The organism is Pseudomonas batumici, assembly GCF_000820515.1.
In the GTDB taxonomy this organism is placed as follows: domain Bacteria; phylum Pseudomonadota; class Gammaproteobacteria; order Pseudomonadales; family Pseudomonadaceae; genus Aquipseudomonas; species Aquipseudomonas batumici.
Genome location: NZ_JXDG01000033.1, coordinates 72525 through 93065, shown reverse-complemented (window position 1 = coordinate 93065; position 20541 = coordinate 72525). Strand labels below are relative to the sequence as shown.

20 protein-coding genes are annotated in these 20541 nt (G+C 60.2%); 8 read left to right on the top strand and 12 right to left on the bottom strand.

Annotation, left to right across the window (positions count from 1 at the left end; genetic code table 11):
- Nucleotides 1-1418 (bottom strand): methyl-accepting chemotaxis protein (locus UCMB321_RS12725; protein WP_040067156.1); only part of this gene is annotated, 1418 nt, incomplete at its 3' end.
- A 164-nt stretch (nt 1419-1582) separates the two neighbouring features.
- Complete coding sequence (locus UCMB321_RS12720; RefSeq protein WP_167337438.1) at nt 1583-5107, bottom strand: PAS domain S-box protein; 3525 nt, start codon at nt 5105-5107, stop codon at nt 1583-1585.
- A 342-nt stretch (nt 5108-5449) separates the two neighbouring features.
- On the opposite strand from UCMB321_RS12720, the gene UCMB321_RS12715 reads away from it, so the two are divergent.
- Entirely contained in the window at nt 5450-5917 is a 468-nt protein-coding gene (locus UCMB321_RS12715) for a GNAT family N-acetyltransferase (protein WP_040067154.1), read from the top strand.
- A gap of 17 nt (nt 5918-5934) precedes the next feature.
- Here UCMB321_RS12715 and UCMB321_RS12710 read toward each other — a convergent pair whose 3' ends face one another.
- Nucleotides 5935-6933 (bottom strand): bile acid:sodium symporter family protein, encoded by a 999-nt coding sequence (locus UCMB321_RS12710; RefSeq protein WP_040067185.1) that lies wholly within the window; start codon nt 6931-6933, stop codon nt 5935-5937.
- Between the two features lie 388 nt (nt 6934-7321).
- Between UCMB321_RS12710 and UCMB321_RS12705 the strand changes: the two genes are divergently transcribed.
- Nucleotides 7322-7750, top strand: coding sequence for a DUF1801 domain-containing protein (locus UCMB321_RS12705; protein WP_040067153.1), 429 nt, complete (start codon nt 7322-7324; stop codon nt 7748-7750).
- Nucleotides 7751-7770: 20 nt separating this feature from the next.
- Here UCMB321_RS12705 and UCMB321_RS12700 read toward each other — a convergent pair whose 3' ends face one another.
- Nucleotides 7771-8397: a cysteine hydrolase family protein gene (locus UCMB321_RS12700; RefSeq protein ID WP_040067152.1), complete on the bottom strand. Its 627-nt coding sequence runs from the start codon at nt 8395-8397 to the stop codon at nt 7771-7773.
- A 99-nt stretch (nt 8398-8496) separates the two neighbouring features.
- Between UCMB321_RS12700 and UCMB321_RS12695 the strand changes: the two genes are divergently transcribed.
- Nucleotides 8497-9006 carry a winged helix-turn-helix transcriptional regulator gene (locus UCMB321_RS12695; protein WP_040067150.1) on the top strand — a complete coding sequence of 170 codons (510 nt, stop codon included), beginning with the start codon at nt 8497-8499 and terminating at the stop codon, nt 9004-9006.
- A gap of 33 nt (nt 9007-9039) precedes the next feature.
- Here UCMB321_RS12695 and UCMB321_RS12690 read toward each other — a convergent pair whose 3' ends face one another.
- Nucleotides 9040-10299 carry an MFS transporter gene (locus UCMB321_RS12690; RefSeq protein WP_052451167.1) on the bottom strand — a complete coding sequence of 420 codons (1260 nt, stop codon included), beginning with the start codon at nt 10297-10299 and terminating at the stop codon, nt 9040-9042.
- A 73-nt stretch (nt 10300-10372) separates the two neighbouring features.
- On the opposite strand from UCMB321_RS12690, the gene UCMB321_RS12685 reads away from it, so the two are divergent.
- Nucleotides 10373-11065, top strand: coding sequence for an ArsR/SmtB family transcription factor (locus UCMB321_RS12685; RefSeq protein WP_040067149.1), 693 nt, complete (start codon nt 10373-10375; stop codon nt 11063-11065).
- A 5-nt stretch (nt 11066-11070) separates the two neighbouring features.
- Here the strand turns inward: UCMB321_RS12685 and UCMB321_RS12680 are convergent, their stop codons facing one another.
- Nucleotides 11071-11655: an isochorismatase family protein gene (locus tag UCMB321_RS12680; RefSeq protein WP_040067148.1), complete on the bottom strand. Its 585-nt coding sequence runs from the start codon at nt 11653-11655 to the stop codon at nt 11071-11073.
- A 320-nt stretch (nt 11656-11975) separates the two neighbouring features.
- Between UCMB321_RS12680 and UCMB321_RS12675 the strand changes: the two genes are divergently transcribed.
- Complete coding sequence (locus tag UCMB321_RS12675; RefSeq protein ID WP_040067147.1) at nt 11976-12941, top strand: hypothetical protein; 966 nt, start codon at nt 11976-11978, stop codon at nt 12939-12941.
- A gap of 71 nt (nt 12942-13012) precedes the next feature.
- Here UCMB321_RS12675 and UCMB321_RS12670 read toward each other — a convergent pair whose 3' ends face one another.
- Nucleotides 13013-13465 (bottom strand): Lrp/AsnC family transcriptional regulator, encoded by a 453-nt coding sequence (locus tag UCMB321_RS12670; protein WP_040067146.1) that lies wholly within the window; start codon nt 13463-13465, stop codon nt 13013-13015.
- 193 nt (nt 13466-13658) lie between these two features.
- On the opposite strand from UCMB321_RS12670, the gene UCMB321_RS12665 reads away from it, so the two are divergent.
- Nucleotides 13659-14276, top strand: a complete 618-nt coding sequence (locus tag UCMB321_RS12665) for a LysE family translocator (protein ID WP_040067145.1) — start codon at nt 13659-13661, stop codon at nt 14274-14276.
- Between the two features lie 89 nt (nt 14277-14365).
- Here the strand turns inward: UCMB321_RS12665 and UCMB321_RS12660 are convergent, their stop codons facing one another.
- The 3 genes from UCMB321_RS12660 to UCMB321_RS12650 all read right to left on the bottom strand — a co-directional run bounded on the left by UCMB321_RS12660 (nt 14366) and on the right by UCMB321_RS12650 (nt 16670).
- Nucleotides 14366-15052 (bottom strand): amino acid ABC transporter permease, encoded by a 687-nt coding sequence (locus UCMB321_RS12660; protein ID WP_040067144.1) that lies wholly within the window; start codon nt 15050-15052, stop codon nt 14366-14368.
- A 3-nt stretch (nt 15053-15055) separates the two neighbouring features.
- Nucleotides 15056-15784 (bottom strand): amino acid ABC transporter permease, encoded by a 729-nt coding sequence (locus tag UCMB321_RS12655; protein WP_040067143.1) that lies wholly within the window; start codon nt 15782-15784, stop codon nt 15056-15058.
- A 79-nt stretch (nt 15785-15863) separates the two neighbouring features.
- Nucleotides 15864-16670, bottom strand: coding sequence for an ABC transporter substrate-binding protein (locus UCMB321_RS12650; protein WP_040067141.1), 807 nt, complete (start codon nt 16668-16670; stop codon nt 15864-15866).
- Between the two features lie 252 nt (nt 16671-16922).
- Between UCMB321_RS12650 and UCMB321_RS12645 the strand changes: the two genes are divergently transcribed.
- Nucleotides 16923-17582, top strand: coding sequence for a methyltransferase family protein (locus tag UCMB321_RS12645; protein ID WP_040067138.1), 660 nt, complete (start codon nt 16923-16925; stop codon nt 17580-17582).
- A 128-nt stretch (nt 17583-17710) separates the two neighbouring features.
- Nucleotides 17711-18634 carry an alpha/beta fold hydrolase gene (locus UCMB321_RS12640; protein ID WP_040067136.1) on the top strand — a complete coding sequence of 308 codons (924 nt, stop codon included), beginning with the start codon at nt 17711-17713 and terminating at the stop codon, nt 18632-18634.
- A gap of 30 nt (nt 18635-18664) precedes the next feature.
- On the opposite strand, the gene UCMB321_RS12635 is transcribed toward UCMB321_RS12640, so the two are convergent.
- Nucleotides 18665-19489: an SDR family oxidoreductase gene (locus UCMB321_RS12635; RefSeq protein WP_040067134.1), complete on the bottom strand. Its 825-nt coding sequence runs from the start codon at nt 19487-19489 to the stop codon at nt 18665-18667.
- Nucleotides 19490-19639: 150 nt separating this feature from the next.
- The gene (locus tag UCMB321_RS12630) at nt 19640-20419 is read right to left on the bottom strand and encodes a carboxymuconolactone decarboxylase family protein (RefSeq protein WP_040067132.1); all 780 of its coding nucleotides are present in this window, start codon (nt 20417-20419) and stop codon (nt 19640-19642) included.
- Nucleotides 20420-20541: the final 122 nt, after the last annotated feature.

Sequence of the window (20541 nt, the reverse complement as noted above, 5' to 3'; positions counted from 1 at the left end):
CCGATCTTGTCGCTCTCTTGTTGCAAGACCGTCATCGCTTCGGTCGAACGAGCGACTTCAGTGGCCAGACGTTCGATCTGCGCAATGGCTTCGGCGACCACCTTGTCACCTTCTCGGGCCTCGCCGTCCGCCTCGGCGGCAGCTTGTGAGGCTTGCTCGGCGTTACGCGCGACTTCCTGGACGGTAGCGGTCATTTCATGCATCGCGGTGGCGACCTGATCGGTCTCGGTCTTCTGGTTGTTAACCCCGACGCTGGTTTGTTCGGTGACCGCCGACAATCCTTCGCCGGCGTTGGCGATTTGCGTAACGCCATCGCGGATGCCGCTGATGAGGTGACGCAGGGTCTCACCCATGTTCTGGATGCCTTGCTGCAGCACGCCCAGTTCATCGCGGCGGGTGACCAGCAGATTGCGGGTGAGATCGCCGGCGGCAATGTGCTCGACGACGGCAAGGGTTTCGCGGATCGGACGGGTGATCTGGCGACTGATGATGAAGGCGGCCAAAATACCCAGCAACAACGCTACACTCGCAGCACCGCCGAGCAGGGTCTTCGCTTGCTGGGCGTCCTGGTCGCTTTTCACAACTTGCTCGGCCGACATCTGCTTGCACAATTCAGACAGCTGAGCGACTCGCTCTTCCAGGGTCTTCTGCGCCTGGTCTGCAGCCTGTTGTGCAGCCTGAAACTTGCCGACTACGGAGCGGTAGTCCAGCCATGCCCGACTGATTCTTTGCAGGCTTTCCATCAGCTCGGGAGGCATGCCGTCGGTCAACTGCTTGATATTGCCCTGGGCCTGATCGATGGCGTCAAGCGCAGGTTGCACCAGTTCGACTCTACCGGTGAAGGTGTAGCCGCGCACTTCGAATCGTGCCTTTTGAATGAGCATATTTTGGGTGACGATAGCATTCAGAAGCTGCTCTTGTTGCGGGTGAGCCTCGTCAGGAATCTTTCGTTTGTGAAGCGCCTCATTGACCTTGCCGAGTTCGTCGACAGCGCCATCGGCATACTGGCCAAATAGATCACGGGTGGCTTCACGAGCCCCGATGGCTTGGCTGAACTGGTTAAACGTCTCGCGGTAGGCGTTGACGATTTTGACGATCTCATGGAGCGCTTGAATATCGTGAGGCGCTTGATGCAACTGTTGGGCGAGCAGCAGCTCTTGATCGAAGCCGTCCAGTAGCTTGAGTACGGCCGTTGCGTGGGCGGCATCATAGTTGACGGTGTAAGACTGGCGCGCGATACGCAGATCTTTACTGGCTTTTTCAATGCCGGATATTGACGTCTGTTTTTCTCCGCGCAGGGCCAGCGAGTTCAGCCCCATCCAGCCGGTAAAGGTGATCATCAATGTCAGCAGCAAGATCAGAGCGAAGCCCAGCGCCAGTTTTAGACTAACGCTGATATTGCCAATCCACTTATTCATTTATCTCTCCTGATGCCGGCTGCTGGCGGGGGGCGTCCGGTTGGTGCTCTGTCAGTCAGCTGCATATTATGCAGACCGTGCACCGTATCCGATCATCAGGTGATGCTGGTTTTTGGGTGGGACTGATGGAGGCTTGAGTAGGCATCGGCCTACCCTGAGCAGGGTTATGTGGTCTCTGGAGCTACCTGGAAGGGGATGCTTACCCATACACGAGTCCCCTGTCCAGGAGCGCTGTCTATGGTAACGGCGCCGCCGAGCATGAGCCCGCGTTCGCGCATGCCGAGCATCCCGAGCGTGCCCCTGGGTAACTGCTCTGGATCGAAGCCCTTGCCGTTGTCGCGCACCTCGATCAGGACGTGCTCGGAGCTACACTCCAGGTGGATATCCACCCGACTGGCCTGGGCATGGCGAGCAATATTGGTCAGGGACTCCTGGATCACCCGGAAGGTTGCGGTGGCGCGCTCGTCGTCGAGTTCCAATCGAGCCGATGGCGCTCTCAGTCGGCAGCCAATACCGGTGTTTTTCGAAAACTCGGACACCAGCCATTCGAGCGCCGGGGTCAGGCCCATATCGAGCGCGGAGGGACGTAGGGTGGTGGCGACGTTGCGCACTACCTGAATGGTTTCGTCGACCCGCACCATCAGCGCCTGAACACGCTCAACGAGCAGTGGATGGTCGTTGCCGAACTGCAGGCGCAGCAGTGAAATGTCCATGCGCAGGGCTGTGAGCTGCTGTCCCAGTTCGTCGTGGACTTCCCGGGCAATGCGTTTGCGCTCCTCTTCCCGCGTGGTTTCGCGGTAGCTGGATAGCTGGCGCAATTGTGTATGGGACGCCTTCAGGCATCGCTCGGTTGCCCGCATGGTAGTGATGTCGCGACCGACCGCGAGCACACTGACGAGCAAGCCATGTTGATCGTGTTCGGGCACCAGGCGGACTTGGTAGCAGGCCGCTTCCGCATCTTGTACGACCGGAGCGTCGAGGATGATTTCCTGTTCGGCGGCTTCGCCAGTTTGCAGGATGTGTTCGAGCTTCTCTTGAAAGGAGCGACTCGCATTCGAGTACAGCGAGGCCTCGCTGGACGTCTTGCCGAGCAGATAGGCCAGCGGCCGGTCGAGCAAGCTTTGCGCCACCGGGTTGGCATACAGGAATCGGCACTGCGGGTCGAAGCGGGCGATGACGTCTGGCGTGTTCTCCACCAGGGCGCGGAACTCCTGTTCGCGGGCGTGCAGGACGCGCTCCGCGTGTTTACGCTCGGTGATGTCGCGGGCAATCCCGACGATTCTCTGGACACGTCCAGAAGCGCCCCGTACCGGGATCAGCGTCGAGTGGAAGGTCAGCCGCCCGGAGGGCAGGTCGAGTTCCTCCTCTTCGTCGAGTGGAGCACCGCTAGCCACGCAACGTTGATACTTGGCAATGAAAACGGCAGCGAGATGTGAGGGCAGTACTTCCTCGATGTTCTTGCCGATCAGTTCGGCACGCCCTATGCCCAGGTTACGTTCGATGGCAGGGTTGACTTCAATGGTGTGGAAGTGTCCTTCCTCGGTCACCTCCACTAAAAACAGGGAGTCCAGGGAGTTATCGAAAATTTCCCGGTAGCGCTTTTCGCTCTCGAACAGCAATGTCTCGGCGCGTTTACGCTCAATGGCGATGGCAACCAGATGGCTGGTCTGATGAATCAGTTTGAGGTCGTCGTCCGTCGGCAGCCCCGGTTGGCTCAAGTAACTGCAAACGGTGCCCAGTACCTTCCCGACGGAGTCCTTGATCGGCGCTGACCAGCAGGATCGCAACCCGGCCTTGATGGCCTGTTCGCGGAAAGCGACGCAGTACGGATGCGTGCTCATGTCCCCGGCAATGACCGTGGTGCCGCGCCAGGCAGCCGTGCCGCAAATGCTGATGCCTTCGCCGATCTTGATGCGACCAAGGGCTTCCTGGTAGTCGGGCGGCAAGCGGGATACCGAACCGGGGAGCAGGTAGCGGCCATCATCGTCCACCAGCATGATGCTAACCAGGAAATCCGGGCGGGCCTGCTCGATATATTTCGTCACCAGCACTAAAACTTCCGCCAGCGGAGCACCTCGTGCCAGCCTCTCGAAAATACACAGTCGGGCCTCCTCAAGGCGTTCGTGGCGTTTCAGTGCGGTGATGTTGTGTCCCTTGGCCAGGACGCTGACCACCGCGCCATCTACACCGCGTTCAGCGATCAGCTGTATGGCGTGCGCGACGGTCTCTCCGTTTTCCGGATGGGGCCACTCCAGAACGACTTCCAAAGGCTCTCCGGTGGCAATCACTTGACGCAGGAGTGCCAGGTATTCGGCCACCGGCATCTCCGGGTCCCAGTTGTCTTCAAGCGGCCGATGCAGTGCTTGTGCGGCAGGGATGCCGGTCTCCCGCTCGAAGGCCGGGTTGACGTAAGTGCGCTGACAATTCAGGTCGTAGCGGATGATCAGGTTCAGCGAGTTCTCCGCCAGGGCGCGGAACTGCTGCTCGCTGGTCAGCAGGCGGGACTCCATCTGCTTGCTATCAGTGATGTCACGGCTGACGCCGACGATGCGATAGATGCAACCCTGCTCGTCGCGTACGGGAATGAAGGTCGAGTGGATGGCGATGAGCCCTGCCGGTAGCTCAAGTTCATCTTCCGATTCGATATTTTTTCCGCTCGCCAGACAGTGGTTGAGGCGAGTGAGTATCCTGAGCGCCGTTTCTGCATTGCTCGATTCACCGACGTAACGGCCGATCAACTGTTCGCGGCAAAACCCCGACGATCGTTCGAACGCCGTATTGATCTCAATGTAGCGAAACCGATGATCCGCCGTCACTTCCAGCAGATAAAGGCAGTCCGACGAGTAGTCGAAGATTTCCCGATAGCGTTTTTCATTGTCCCGATGGACCGCCTGTAAACGCCTGCGCTCTGTGATGTCACGCGCCAGCGCCAAGCTGTAGTGCTGACCGCCGAGCTCGATGTAAGTGATGCTGATTTCGACCGGAAAGATACGACCGTCGCGGGTTCGGTGACGGCTCTCGATGGTCTCGGGAGGGCGCTCTGAATGGTTGCGCCAACCTTCGAGTACCTGCTCGTTGGTCCAGTCAGGATCCAGATCGGCCAACGTCATGCGCAGCAGCTCTTCGCGGCTGTAGCCCAGGCTTCGGCAGGCTTCGTCGTTGGCGTAGCGCACGCGAGCCTGGTTGTCGATCAGGTAGGCCGCCTCATGGGCATGACTGAGGGCGAAGTCCATCAGGGAGAGGCGCTCCTCGCTTTTCAGTCGAACCTGTTCCAAGCACTCATCCAGGTTCTGGGGGGCTTGGAGTGGAACGATTTCGCCGAGCAACAGGGTGCCGACGGCAACCAGCTTGCTGCGTCCGTGCAGCACACTGCCATCCTTGCGCCGATAGCGCAGTTCAAGTGGCAGATCAGTGAGGTCGGCCGGTGTGCCTGTGCCTTGCAGCGCTTGCAGGTTTTCTCGATCGGTACACTGAAGCAGATCGAGGAAAGGTTTGCCGAGCAACTCCGGTAGGGCATAGCCAAGTAGTTGGGCAAAAGCGCCATTGACCTTCAGCATTCGCCCTTGGTCATCGAGCAGAACCATGGCGCAGGACACCAGGTCAAAGGTGGCCAGGAACAGTTGGGATTGAGCCGTCTGGGGGTCCAAGGCATCCAGTTCGGTAGATAGCGTTCTCTGTGCTTCGCTCAATCTGAATGGTCCCCAGTTTGCTTTTTTATCGAGTTGGAAATGGGCTCCGCCATTTTGTTTCCACCTGCTGGGCTTATCTGACCCATTTGCGGGTGCCGTCCAAGGACATGTTGAGTTTATCCAGTATCGACTGAACCTCATTTTTCTTGATCATCAGGGGAGGGCAGAGGGTGATGCCACGGGCATCTCGGGTAACCCGTTGCCGATGCGCTTCGTCGCCGGGCACGAGTCGGCGTGGCGAGCGGCTGCCGAGGTCAGGTGCTCCCACTGATCTGGGGCGGGACTGGTTATGCGACGCCTGTTCTCTATACTGGCTCACCCGCCCTACCTGGAGTGCTCGTCATGCCTGCTTCCCCTGATCAAAAGACCGCTGTCGTTTTATGCCGAGCTTCAAACAGCGACCAGGAAACTCTGGTCGCCATACGGATTGAGGCCATGCGGGAAAGCCTGGAGCGGCTTGGGCGATTTGATCCTGATCGTGCGCGCGAACGGTTTCTTAGTGGTTTCGATCCTGACAGCACACGCCGTATAGAGGTATCAGATGATTTGGTCGGTTTTGTTGTCGTCAAAGACCATCAGGGCGAGCTTCTGCTTGACCACTTGTATGTGATACCTGGTGCTCAAGGATTAGGGATAGGCTCTGAGGTGCTCACTCAGGTATTCAGAGAGGCTGATGAGATCGGGCGTCCTATTAAAGTTGGCGCTCTCAAGGAAAGCGCTTCAAATCGGTTTTACATGCGGCATGGCTTCGAATTCGTCGAAAGCGGTGAATTTGATAATTACTATGTCCGAGAGCCGAATAAAGCCTGAGCGCGACTGCTACCCTTTCAAGGATCAACCTGTCCCATCAATTCCACTACCGACTCCGGCCGTTTCGCATAGCGCTGTGCTAGCACCGCACAGACCATCAACTGAATCTGGTGGAACAGCATCAGCGGCAGGATCAGCACGCCGATGGTGCTGCCGGCGAACAGCACCTGGGCCATCGGCACGCCCGTCGCCAAGCTTTTCTTCGAACCACAGAAAAGGATGGTGATGCGGTCTTCCTGGTCGAAGCCAAAGGCCTTGCCCAGCACGGTGGATGCCAGCAGCACCAGCACGAGCAGCACGCAGCAGACCACTACCAGCCCGGCCAGGTCCCAGAGCGGGATCTGATGCCAGATGCCTTCGTTCACCGCTTCGCTGAACGCGCTGTAGACCACCAGCAGGATCGAGCCCTGGTCAACGAATTTCAGCCAGCTCTTGTTGCGGCCCACCCAGGCGCCGATCCAGCGCCGAGCGATCTGCCCGGCAATGAACGGCAGCAACAGCTGCACGCTGATCTTCAGGATCGCATCGAGGGTCGAGCCACCCTCGCCATGCACATTCAGCAGCAAGGTCACCAGCAATGGCGTGAGGAAGATGCCGAACAGGCTGGACGCCGCGGCACTGCAAATCGCCGCTGGAACGTTGCCTCGAGCCAGGGAGGTAAAGGCAATCGCCGATTGCACCGTGGCCGGCAGGGCGCAGAGGTAGAGCATGCCCATATACAGCTTGTCGCCGATCAGCGGCGACAGCAACGGCTTGAGCGCCAGGCCCAGCAGCGGGAACAGAACAAAGGTCAGGCCGAACACCAGCAGATGCAGGCGCCAGTGGCCGGCACCGGCGATGATTGACTCGCGCGACAGCTTGGCACCATGCATGAAGAACAGCAGGGCAATGGCGATATTGGTCAGCCAACTGAAACCGACGGCGACCTGACCGCCGGCGGGCAGGAGACTGGCGAGAAGCACCACGCTGACCAGGGTCAGGGTGAAGTTGTCGGGCAGGAAACGAGGGCGGGTCATCAGGCGCGTCATCCGAAAGCAGAAACAGTAGGTGGACTTTAGCCTGTCTGCCGATTGCCGACTAACGCCAATAAGTCCATGAATATCGCCTAAAGGACAGGGTGCATGCCGATGTGCTCCGTCCATGAGATCTGCTGGCAGGGTCCGTACTTATTTCACGTAGCAGACACCGATCCGCCAGGGCGGCGGACATCGTGATTGGCTTGGCGCGATGACTCTGCCAGTTATTGAGATTTTTACTACGCTTCGACCCATGGAACTCAGCACTGCGTAGAGGCTAAAGCCCCATGCTTGCTGAGTGAAACCAGTGCAATGAAACAGCACAGCGTTACTTTTTTCCTGATGAAGCTGGCGAGTGGTAACCGCCACGAAGAGGACGACAACTGCCATGAACAAGGAAAAGACGGGCTCGACACAAGGCGCGGACGGCACGGCCTCGCAGCTGATCGACGCGAGAATCAAGGAGTTGGGGGATTGGCGCGGCGAGACCCTCGCCCGGGTCCGAGCCCTTATCATGCAGGCCGATCCCGAGGTGGTCGAGGAGTGGAAGTGGCGGGGCGTTCCGGTCTGGTCCCATGGCGGAATCATTTGCACCGGCGAGACCTACAAGCAGGTCGTGAAGATGACTTTCGCCAAGGGCGCCGCGCTGGAGGATCCTTCGGGGCTGTTCAACTCCAGCCTCGAAGGCAATACCCGGCGGGCCATTGACCTCCACGAGGGCGAGCGGATCGATGAGCAGGCGTTGACGGCACTGGTTCGCGCCGCCGTGGCACTCAACACTTCGGCCCGAGCCGCTCGCACCCGTTCGGCCGGATAAGCCGTCAGCGCTGCCGTTTTCTACTGCCGCGTCAGGGAAGCGATAAGTTCATCCGTCGTCACAATCGAGTGGGCAAACGTCGGGCCGTTCAGTTCGTGGGCGGCGTGCATCATCTCCGGCCTGAAGGCGGCGGTCGCATCCCGTACCAGGGTGACGTGGTAGCCGAGTTCCGACGCATAACGGGCCGTTGCCTCGATGCAGGTATTGGCCAGCAAGCCCACGATGATCACGTGGGTGATGCCCTTCTGCTTGAGGCGAAAGTCCAGGTCGGTATTGGCAAAACCGCTTGAGCCCCAATGTTCCTGGGCGACGATATCGCCGTCCCTGGGCGCGAAGTCGGGGTGCCATTCGCCGCCCCACTCGCCACGGGCGAACTGATGGCCGTGCATGATCTTGCACTGGTTGGGATTGGGGTGGTCCCAGTTTTCGTAGTCACCTTGCTCCCAGCGGCGGTGCGGTACGATGACCACCTGGATACCCAGGGCGCGGACGGCCTGGTCGAGTGCGCGCAGATTATCGAGCAGGTCGACCTGCTCGGCGATCGGCTTGATGAAGGGATAGATCTTTCCACCTTCCGACAAGAAATCATTGTAGGGATCGACCAGCAGGTAAGCGGTCCTCTCGCGAGGATAGAGTGCGTTCGACATGGCGTGTTCTCCAGGGACGATGGATAAGCGGTGCCACGGTCTTGCCCTGGCATCAAGAAGATATGATAATCATAGTTACTTTGAGAAAGGCAAGGCCTTATGTCGACAAGCAGCAGCGTCCCGGAAACCCTGTGCCCGATTGCACGGGCCGAAGCCATCGTGGGTGATCGCTGGACCGTGCTGGTCCTGCGCGAGTTGTTCATGGGTAGTCATCGCTTCGACGAGATCCAGGCGCAGACCGGCGGGACACCACAAATGGTCGCCACGCGTCTGAAGAACATGGAGGCCGACGGGCTTGTCGAGCGTCGTCCCTATAGCGAACGACCGCCGCGCTACGAATACCACCTCACCCCGAAAGGGGATGCGTTTTTCCCGGTGGTGCTTGCGCTGCGTGCCTGGGGGGAAACCTGGTGCAAGTCGCCGGAGGAGGGGCTGGCGGTCCGTTTTGTCCATCAGGCGTGTGGCCAGCCTGCCGGGCTCGGACCGCTGTGCGAGCATTGCGGCGAACTTCTGCAGCGTGAAGCGCTGATCAGCGAGCCCAGCGTCGCCTACATCGCGGAGCGCACGGTACGGCGCGAGACCTTGAAGGGCAATCGCAGCCAGCCGTGATAGGCGGCCAAGGGGCGTTGCCTTATCCGCCAGTCACTTGTCCGAAGGCCGGCTCAATTCCGGTAATCGCTGAGCCGAACCTTCGTTACCCACGACGAGAGCGAGTATTGCCAGGCCCTGGATTCCGGCGGCCAGCCCCAAGAGCAATAGTTCGCCATGGGGCCCGCCGGCCAGGGATTTCACCGCGCCAAAGAATGCCGGAGCAAACGCGTAGCAACCCTGGGCGGTTGCTACGATCAGCGTCACCACGCGCTGTGTTTGCTGGCGTGGGAACTCCGCTTGAGCGATAAGTGGCGGCAAGGAGGTTGCGTTGCCGATTCCCGCGCCGAAGAGTATGACGCCTAGCCACAGTAGATCGGGGAAGGTGCTTAATCCGGTCAAGACCAAGCACCCGAGCAATTGGCAGCCATAGCTCAGGCAGGCAACGTTGCGCCGGTTGGCGTCGGGCGGCATCAGCCAACCAACCAGAAACCTTCCGGCGATGGCACTCGCCGTCGCCAGGCCCATCGCCAGGCCAGCTTCTGCTTGCGTGACGTGATCGACCAACAGCAGGAACAAGTGGGTAATCAGCCCGATCTGGGCGAACAATCCCAGCGACATGGCGGTCGCCAGGGTAACGAAGCGACGATTACGCCACAGTGAGGTGGCTGAGCTTCCTGGGGAGACAGTCGGCTGATCAGGTGGCTGATTTGCACCATCGGCATATTGCCCGAGGTCTTCAGGCCGGACCCTGAAGACCTTGATCGACAGTACGGTAATCGTTGCTATCGACACCAGGCCGACTCCCAGCGCCGCCTGGGTGAAGCCGATCCGCTCGATCAGGTACACCCAGGCCGATGAAAAGATCACGCCGCCGATGCTGGCGCCGTTGTAGGCCATCGCCAGGGCGGCCGGGCGCTTGGCTACAAACCATGGGGCGATGAGGGCGTTGACGGCGGCTGCCCCCATGGTCACCCAGCCGAATCCACTGAGTAGGGCGGCGATGAACAATTGGTAGGGTTGATGGGCTACCGACCATCCATACACCCCGACGCCGAGCAGGATTGATCCCAGCACGGTGGTGCAGGGCAGGCCCAGACGCTTGTACAAGGCGGGAAGGTTTACCACCACCAGGGTGCCCGCCAGGAAGTGCAGGGTGACGGCGGCAGAACACAAGGGTAGTGACCAGCCTGTTCGTTGAATCACCGTGTAGAGGAATATCGGCGGGCCATAGAAGCCGATCCCCCAGCCGAATACCGCCATCACAAACGTCGCTGCCACGACCTTCCTGCCAAAAAAATTCGATTGCTTCATGGGTGAGTCCCTTCAGGTGGTTTAACGTCAGTATGATGCTGACGAACAGGGATACTTCGGGGAGGTGCGAACTATGGATGTAGAAGCGGCTGATCTTTCTCTGGCGGCGGTGGCTGGTGCCATTGCCGACCCGGCCCGATCGCGGATGCTCTGCAGTCTGCTGGACGGTCACGCGCGCACGGCCACGGAACTGGCCGCCGTGGCTGACATCGGCGCGTCCACCGCCAGCGGTCATTTCTTGCGTTTGCGTGAACAAGGCCTGGTGGAGATGCTGGTTCAGGGCCGGCATCGCTACTACCGCCTGGCCAACGCCCGGGTCGCGCAGGCGCTGGAGGCGTTGTTATCGATCACTGAGCGCAACGTGGCGCCGTTCCAGCCCAGCACACCTTCGGCCTTGAAGCAGGCCAGAACCTGTTATGACCATATCGCCGGTGAAGTCGCGGTCAAGCTTCATGACGCCTTGCTGCAGGCAAGCTGGATTGAAGAGCAGGGCAAGGACTATGTCCTCACCGAAAAGGGCGCAACCTTGCTGGCGCGGGTGGGTATCGACGTCGACGCCGTATCGCGTCAGCGCAGGCGCCTGGCCTATCCCTGCCTGGACTGGAGCGAGCGCTCACCCCATATCGGCGGTGCGCTGGGCGCAGCCCTTCTGGAGCTGCTGCTCAAGCGCGGTTGGGTGAATCGCCATCTCGACTCCAGGGCCCTGAGCTTGACGGCGAAGGGAGAGAAGAGCCTGGCGAAAGCATTTGGTTTGCAGGGCGGCTGAATCGCTCAGCCTTGAAGCGCCTCCATCAGCACTTGCACCAGTTGCCCACCTTCCGGCGTCGCCCAGCTACCCGCGAGTTCGGCGATCAACTGGTTGGTAGAGGTCAGCGTCACGCCGCCTTTGTCCATTCGACGCAGGGCGATGTCATCGGCCATGACACTCGGTGAGCCACCGCCATCGGCCACCACCTGGACCTCATAGCCATCGCGCACCAGGCTCAGCGCGGGGTAGACGGTGCAGACGTCATTGGTCACCCCGGCAATGATGAGCTTTCTACGGCCGGTAGCCTTGACGGCGGCGGCGAAATGCTCATCGTCCATGGCGTTGACGATGCCCAGGCGCTTGATGCGGGACGCAAACTCGGCGGGCAGGATCTGTTCCAGTTCGCTGAGCAGCGGTCCTTGGGCATACTCTTCCATGCTGGAGGTGAGGACGACTGGAATCTTCAGAATGGCGGCCGTTTTGGCGAGCATCAGCGCGTTGCGCTTCAGCTCTTCGAAGGGCATGGATTTCACCCACCCCATCGTCCCGACCTGGTGATCGATCAGGAGCAGGGCGGCATTGTCGGCACTGAATTTTTCGTAGGTCATGATGTGTCTCCTCGGCGATGTTGGAGTCATCATTGATTAATCCTTATCCGGGATAAACCTGATTGAATGGAAATTATTGATCCATTTATGGAGCAATTTATTGGCATTTCTCAATATGCAATGCGAATCTCACGTTCGCCAAGATCTGTGTCATTGCGGGCATAATCGAGCTTCACGAAAGCGAACTGTCCTGGGGGCGGGTGAGGGCACCGCGAAATCTGCGCAGGCAAAGTCAGTCCACGCCCGCTGGTAAGTGACATGGACACCGACAGGGCTGTGAGCTAGCCTCTGGCCATCACTGGGCGATCATGGATGGCGTCATGCTATATAAGAAGAATGCTCTGCTTGCTCTGCTGATCCCTGTGCTCACCGCATGTGGCTCTTCCTCTTTGAAGTCGCCTACATTCTCCGAAGTTTATAGTTTCTGTATTCATGGCGATGCGGCGCAGAAGGACAGTGCCAAGAACGACGTGAAGAGTTGCAAGCCGCGACCCACGGACGGCAATACGGGCGTTGCTCAAGAGGTCTCATTGGCGGCAGAAGCGGCACGCAAATTTGGGGCCCAGCAGGCCATGCGCGCGGACCAAGCCGCCGAGTTTCGGTTCAGTACGGACACGACCGCTCTTGCAGCTGTCTCCGGAGCGGCTATTGGAGTCGCGACGAATGCTCACTCCGACCTGTACAAAGCAACGGCAGCTATCGCCGGTACGGCGTTGGGGCTCAAGGCTTACGCAAACCCCTCTTTGCAGTCCTCCCTCTACGCCAAATCCAGTTCGGCCAGCCGTTGCATCTACCGAAGTTTGTCTGAACTGGCCGTGTTGCTCCCGGAGAACCTCACGTACCGCACTCTGATATCGAACCTTGATGTCATCGACAAGAATCGGTCCCAGTTGAACACCGTTTTGTACAATCAGGACTACCTCGCCAACCTCAAGACACTCGAACCCGCGGAGAGCTATGCCATATACCGGCAAGCGCTGAACGCCGACACGGATGCCGAAGCGAAGAAGGAAGCCGTCAACTTCCTGCTGTCGATCGATCTGGTCACTGAAGACAAGCTGTTTGAAATCACAGAAAAACAAATCCTGGCGCTGAACGACGGAGCCTTCAAAGTCGAGGAGGCGATCAAGAAAATTCCTGAATTGGGCAAGACACCTGTTGATCTTCTGGCGACGATCTCTACTAAGTCAGCGTTTATTGCTTCCCCCGAGGCAGATATTCCCTACACAAAAGTGCTGGAAACCAAAGCGGCTTTGGACGCCTGTGTTAACAAGGTGCAGCCCTGATCACGTCCACACCATATAGGGGGCGATACCTTGATATTTCATGCGGCGATATCGTGGTCTGCCCCTGACGATTACAACGCAAGAACCCGATCCTGAATAACCCGCTTCATGACCAGAGTCGAGGTGAGACGCTGCACATTGGGCAGCGAAGACAATCGCTCATCGTAGAGTTGCTGGAACGCCGGAAGGTCCCGGGTAATCACATGCAGCATATAGTCCGGGTCGCCGAAGAGCCTTTGCGCCTCGACGATTTGCGCAATGTCCGGCAAGGCCGCCTCGAAATCGCTGACGGCCTGGCGGGTCCCCTCGCGCAGGGTGACGAAAACGATCGCGGAGAAATTCAGGCCCAACTCACTGGGGGCCAGAATGGCCCTGTATCCCACGATCACCCCCGACTCCTCGAGCGCTCGCAGCCGGCGATGACACGGCGAGAGACTGAGCCCGACTCGATCCGCCAGTTCAGTGACCGAGAGTCGACCGTCAGCTTGTAGCTCAGCAAGAATTTTCCTGTCTGTCCTGTCCAAGGGGGAAAACCTTCTCTTGTAGTGCTATTTCATTGGGATATTTGAAAGATAATCCTATCAGACTTTCCTTATTCTTCTTCTGCCAGTTTTCGCTCTTGCGAGCCCCGGTACCGTGTCGACGGCCTATAGAAAATGGGGTGTTGCGCGCCGGCAGCGATTCGCAAGGTCCCCATGAAGTTGAAGGTAAGTTCAGATGACAATCAGTGTCCTGGCCGCATTTTGGGCGGTGTCGTTTCTATTCGTTATTACGCCCGGAGTGGATTGGGCCTACGCGATTTCCGCGGGAATGCGTGGGCGACTGGTGATTCCGGCCGTGGGTGGGTTGCTCTCCGGTCACCTGGCTGCGACGGTCGTTGTGGCAGCCGGCGTGGGCGGTCTGGTCGCCCGGAGTCCGCTGGTGCTCACGGTGCTCACCGTCGCGGGATCCGCCTATCTGCTCTGGTTGGGCATCAACATGCTTCGCCAGCCTGCGGTGCCCGAGGCCGGGCAGGCACAGGACTCCGACTCGTGGTCGCGCTGGGCCTTGAAAGGGGCTTGCGTGAGTGGCTTGAACCCCAAGGTTTTCCTTCTGTTCCTGGCGCTCCTGCCGCAATTCACCGACCCGCTGGCGGCCTGGTCAATCCCGGCGCAAATCATCGCCCTGGGTCTGCTCCATGCGCTCAGCTGCGGTCTGGTCTATCTGCTGGTCGGTTTCAGTGCCCAGGCGGTGCTACAGACCCGGCCAAGCGCGGCGAAAATCGTCAGCCGTTGCTCCGGGGCAATCATGATCGTCATCGCGATGGGATTGCTGGCTGAACAGGTCTTCGCCTGAACTTGTTTGACGGAAAGAAAATGAGTGATCTCCCGTCTCCCTATGCCGACAGGTAAGTGCAGCCGAAATCCGTGTTCAGGCGCGTGTGATCAACGTTGCTTCACCTGCTGTCTGCCAGTCGCGAAATTGGCCAGCAGATCAAGGCTGGAACAGAACACGAAATACACCAGCGCCACGAACAGGAAAATTTCCGTGGGATGAACCATGACCCGGTTGCTCACCTGCGTCGCCACGAAGGACAGCTCGCCGACACCGATCACATAGGCCAGGGAGGTGTCCTTGATCAGCGAGATCCACTGGTTGAGGAACGAGGGCAGCATGATCGGCAAGGCCTGCGGCAGGATGATCAGCCGCATCACCTGCACGGGGCGCATGCCGAGGGCGCGGGCGGCTGCCCATTGGCCGTCCGGCAGGCTCTGGATACCGGCGTGGACCGAGTACGCCAGGTAAGCGCCGCCGATCAGCGACAGGGCGCAGACCACGGTGAACAGCGCCGGTATATCCACGTGGAAGAGGATCGGCAGCAGGAAGTAACTCCAGAAGATCAGCATCAGCACCGGGATCGCCCGCAGGAAACCCAGCACGGCGATCAATATCCCCCGTGGCCAGCCCTTGAGGGTGCTCAGGGCAATGCCCAGCACCAGGCCCAGGACTGCGGCGGCAATTCCGGACAGCACGCTCAGCACCAGGGTCAGGGCCGCGCCGCCCAGGGGGCCGTCGGGATAGGCGCCGATCAGGAAGTAGTCGAGGTTGTCGCGGATAACGGAAAAGTCCATGGCTCACGCGGCTCCCTGCCGATAACGTTTGGTCTGGCGGATCCATTGTCCGGTCGCTTCGATCAGCGCGATGCCGAGGATGTAGAGCAGGGTGGCGAAACCGAAGGACTGGAAGGTCTTGAAGGTTTCGGTCTCCACCTGGCGCGAGGCGTAGGACAGCTCGGCGAGGCCGATGGCCATGGTCAGCGAGGAGTTCTTCAGCGCGTTCATGTACTGCCCCAGCAAGGGCCCGAGGGCGGTGCGCAGGGCCTGGGGCAACACGATATAAAGCCAGACCTGCGCCGGTCGCAGGCCCATGGCCAGGCCCGCCTCGCGCTGATGCGGGCGAACCGAGGCGACGCCGGCGCGAAACTCTTCGGCGATAAAGGCCGAGGTATAGAGCGTCAGTCCCCAGAACCCGGCGATGAACTCGAAGGACGGCCAACTGATGTCCAGCCGGGCCAGGTTCAGCTCATGGGGCAGGTTCAGCCAGCTCACCAGGTCTTCAGGCAGCAGGGCGCTGACGCCGAAATACCAGAAGAACAACTGTACCAGCAGCGGCGTGTTGCGAAACAACGCCAGGTAGGCTCGTGCCGGCCAGGACGCCAGGCGCGAGCTGCCCAGGCGTGCCAGGCAGACCAGGAAACCGAGCCCGGTGGCGATCAGGCAGACCGCGACAGACAGGGTCAGGGTGAGGAGAAATCCATCGAACAGCCACTTCAGGTACTGCGGGCCCAGTAATTCACCAAACATCAATCACGGTGTCCATCCAGAATACAAAGAGCCCGCGCGGAAAACCGCGCGGGCCGTGGGTATGCGGCGGGGTCGGCGATCAGCTCTTGTCGCCGATCTTGTACAGGCGGGTCAGCGGCGTCTTGGTGTCCGGGCCGAACCAGGTGTCGTAGATCTTCTGCGCCTGGCCCTTGCTTTCCAGCTCCACCAGCGTCTGGTTGACCACTTCGGTCAGGGCGGCCTCGCCCTTGGGCAGGCCGACGCCAATCAGGTCATTGGAGATGGTGAAGGGCGGAACCTCGTACTTGTCCTTGTCCGGGACGTTGGCCAGCAGGCCGATCAGCTTCGGACCGTCCTGGGTAATGGCCTGGACGTTGCCGTTGCGCAAGGCGGTGAAGGCGAACGGGGTGTCGTCGTAGGCAACGACTTTCGCCCCCGGGAATTTCTCCCGCAGCACACCTTCGTTGACCGTGCCCTTGTCCACGCCGACTCGCCATTTGTTCAGGTCATCCTGGGACTTGAGGGTGCCTTTCTTGACGATGAACTGCTGGCCGGAACTGAAGTAGGGAATGCTGAAGTTGACCTGTTCGGCGCGCTCCGGGGTGATGGTGAAGTTGGCCAGGACCAGGTCCACCTTGTTGGCCACCAGCAGCGGTACACGGTTGGCCGGGTTGGTCGGTTGCAGCTGGAGCTTGACCCCGAGCTTGTCGGCGATGGCCTTGGCGTAGTCCACGTCCAGGCCTTCGATCTGTTTGCTCTTGGCATCGATGAAGCCGAAAGGCGGGTTGCTGTCGAACGAGGCGACGCGCAAGACGCCGGATTTCTTGATGTCTTCCAGGCGGTCGGCATGGGCCAACCCCGAGAGGACGGCGAGGGTGAGGGCAGTGAGGGCAGTCAATTTTTTCATGGCGATCTCAACACTTGATGGATGATTCTGGTGCCGAGTCTTGCAGTCCACGAATAAACAATAAAAGAATATAAAAGAATTTATTGATGCTTTTATAGAATAAGTAGATTTTCCGGGTACTTCGCGGAACCCTTGTTCTAGAGCGTTTTCGTCCTGCGATGGCTTCCCATTGCCCGAGCGGGTGATCATTTCCGATCAGGCCGGAGATGCTTCTAGACTGAAAACATTAGCTCTATCGATGTCGAGGACAGCATGAAAGTCTCACTGCGCTTGGCGTTTTTCAGCATCGCGGCGACGCTGGCCTATCTCGGGCTGGCAGTGTGGGCATTTGGTGGCTGGACGGCGTTCATGTCCCGGCCACCCTTGCTGGTGATCGCCGTGGTGACCCTGCTGTTGGCGGGCTCGGCGCTGTTCACCGAAGGCAATCTCAGCTCCGGCGTGCGCGAGGATCGCGGCAATCGCTGGGTGATCCCGGCCATAGGCGGCCTAGGCTTGCTGCTGGTGGTACTGGCGCCCTGGACGGATCGCCTGGGCTGGTGGACCTTTGGTGGTGAAGGTATGCGTTGGGTCGGCGTGCTGCTGTTTATCGTCGGTGGCGTGCTGCGGATGTGGCCGGTGTTTGTGCTGGGCAAGCGTTTCAGCGGGCTGGTGGCCATTCAGCCGGGGCACCGGCTGGTGACGACCGGTATCTATCGAACCCTGCGCAACCCGAGCTACCTCGGGCTGCTGGTCAACTCGCTGGGCTGGGCGCTGGCTTTCCGCTCCGGCGTCGGGGTGTTGCTGACGGCGTTGACGCTGATCCCGCTGATCGCGCGCATGCGCTCGGAGGAGGCCCTGCTCAAGGCCGAGTTTGGCGAGGAATACGAGGCTTATCGTTCACGCACCTGGCGCCTGCTGCCCTGGGTTTATTGAGCCGCTGCGCGAGAAGGGGCGCGGTCTCCGGGAACAGATGCTCTTGATGACTTGAGTCCGTTCTGCTTGTATTTCCCGAATGGCCGCGCGGAGAGCGGTCTTGCGAACCCCGTTCCGGAGGAACCCCGATGCTCTTGATCCTTGCCCTGATAGCCATTGTCGTCGTTTGGGGATGGTGGACCTATCCACGTGTGGGCGGGCTGTTGTTCGACCTGATTACGCGGCTGGAAGCGCGACTCTCGCGCTTGAAGGAAATCCCGGTGGCGATTGAGCGGATGACCCTGGCGACCTTCCAGGGCGGGGCCAGTCGCAATACGCCGCCCCTGTTGATGATCCACGGCTTCAGTGCCGACAAGAACCTCTGGATACGTTTCGCGCGCTATTTCGTTGCCGATCACCCCGTGATCATTCCCGACCTGGCCGGGCACGGCAAAAGCGGCTTCGAACCGGGCGGTGACTACAGCATCGGGGCCCAGGCGCAACGCATGATCGAACTGCTGGACGCCAGTGGCATCGACAAGGTGCATGCGGTCGGCAGCTCCATGGGGGCCTACGTCGCCACCTGGCTGGCGGCGCATTACCCGGAACGGGTGTTGTCCCTGGCGTTGATGGGCCCCGTGGGCGTCAACCTGCCGCAGCCCAATGAAGTGGAAGAGTTGGTCAATCAAGGCAAGAACCCTTTTCTTATCCACTCGCGGGCGGAGTTCGATCGGTTCTTTGCCATGACCATGGCTTCGCCGCCCTGGATACCGGGCGTGTTGCTGGCGGCGGAGTCGAACACCTATATCAAGCGGCGTTCGGAGCTTGCGGAAATCTTCGACGATTTCCATGGCAGTCCGCGCATGGAGCCCTGGCTGAACAATGTCCGTGTGCCGACCTTGCTGTTGTGGGGGCGTGAGGACCGGATGGTCCCCGTGGCCAGCGCGCAAACCTGGATCGCAGGCATTCCCCATGCGCGCCTGGAGTGCTGGGACGGGGTGGGGCATCTGCCGATGGTCGAGCGGCCGGAACGGACGGCGGAGCAGTATCGCGAGTTTCTGACGGCGTCCTGAGCCTCGGGTGCCGGGCTGAGGCCAGGATACTTACTGAAAGTGCTCCCCAAACCAGTACTGCGCGGTAACCCCTCCATCCATCAGGAAATCACTCCCGGTGATGAAGGTGCCTTCCGGCCCCATCAGCAGCGCGCCGAGCGCACCGACTTCGTCGGGCGTGCCGCCGCGTTTCGCGGCACAGGACTCGATCATGCGCCGGTAGCCTTCACCCCGTGGGCCCGACAGCTCGTCCCTGGCCAATGGGGTAAAGATGATGCCCGGGCTGATGGTGTTGACCCGCGCACCGCGTTTGCCCCAGCGCACCGCTTCGGCCATGACCCGCAGGGAGTTGCCGCGCTTGGAGATCTGGTATGCATTCAGTGGGTCCGTTACCTGGTCGGGTTGCAGCATCGGCAGCGCCAGCAGTTCGTCGGCGGGTGTCAGCGCCAGCGCCTTGTTCTGCTCCGGCGTCAACGCGGGCAGACGGTGACCGGATTGCGAGGCGATGACGATGGCGGAGCCGCCCTTGGCGATCACGTTGCCGAACGCTTCCAGCACCAGCGCCGTGCCATAAAGGTCCACCCGCAGGATCGTCGCGGGAGGGGCTTGGGAGGGCGATACCCCGGCGGCGTGAATGACGCCGGTAATGTCGCCGATGGCGGTGGCGGTCTTTACCAATGTCTGAACCGACGCCCGTGAAGAGACATCGACACTCGTCGTGGTGACCTCGAATCCGGCATCACTGAGCACCTTGGCCGCGGCTGCCGCGTTCTCTTCCCGCAGGTCCGCCAGCAGGACGTGCTTGCCCGCGCTGACCCGCCGGGCGATGGCTTGTCCGATGGAGCCGGCACCAATAACCACTGTGACCTTTGTCATGTTCATTTCTCCGTGGGGGCGTCCGTGAGGTCTGACTGAACCCGCCGAGGTCGGCAGATCCTGTTCCTGAGCCCGATCAATATTACGGGGGGGAGTCATGGGTTGATTAGCCGGCCAAATCTGTTTTGCCTTGTGAGGGCCATTCATCAATCAGCCTTGCTTGTCCCGGGTGTCGAACACTTCCTTCAACACCGGCACCGCTGACATCGCTTTCGGCCAGCCCACGTAGAACGCCAGGTGGGTCAGCACTTCTGCGGCCTGTGCCCGGGTCAGGCCATTGTCCATCGCCCGGTTCAGGTGGAAGGGCAGTTGGGCGGCCTGGCCCTGGGCAATGAGTGCGGCGACGGTGATCAGGCTACGGTCGCGGGGTGTCAGGTCGGCCTGGCGCCACAGGTCGGCGAACAGGACGTCATTGGTGTAGTGCGCAAACCCTGGCGCAACCGCGCCCACATTCGCCTCGACCAGCGCCCGGCGTTTGGCTTCGGCCACCGGCTCCAGGGTCAATGGCTCCGTGGTTGGCGGGATAATCTGCTCGGCGGGGATCTGGCGTTCAGTGAACACTTGCCGGGCCACGGCGGCGGCCGACATCGCATTCGGCCAACCGCCATAGAACGCCAGATGGGTGATCAGCGCACTGATCTCACTCGGCTTCACGCCATTGTCGAGGCCCAGCTTGACGTGTCCGCTGAGCTGCGCGCTCTGCCCATTGGACACCAGCGCGGCCAGGGTGATCAGGCTGCGGTCACGGGGCGCGAGTTCCTGGCGTTTCCATACTTCACCGAACAGCAACTGGGTCGTGTAGCTGTACAGCTGGGGCGCAACTTCCAGCACGTCCGGAGACGGCTTGGGATCGGGGCGAGACAAGCCCTGGTCGGCGTCGACCATGGCCGAGAAGCACAAGGTGGCGAATGCGCTGGCTAACAGTTTCATCGAGTCGACTCCTGGGATGAGTGGCCATGAAAGGCAATGCCGCGGGCAGCCCTGGCGGCAAGTGACAAGAGCTTAAGAAACCTGGATAGATTCATTAAGGTCATTAACCCGCATGGAGTCAT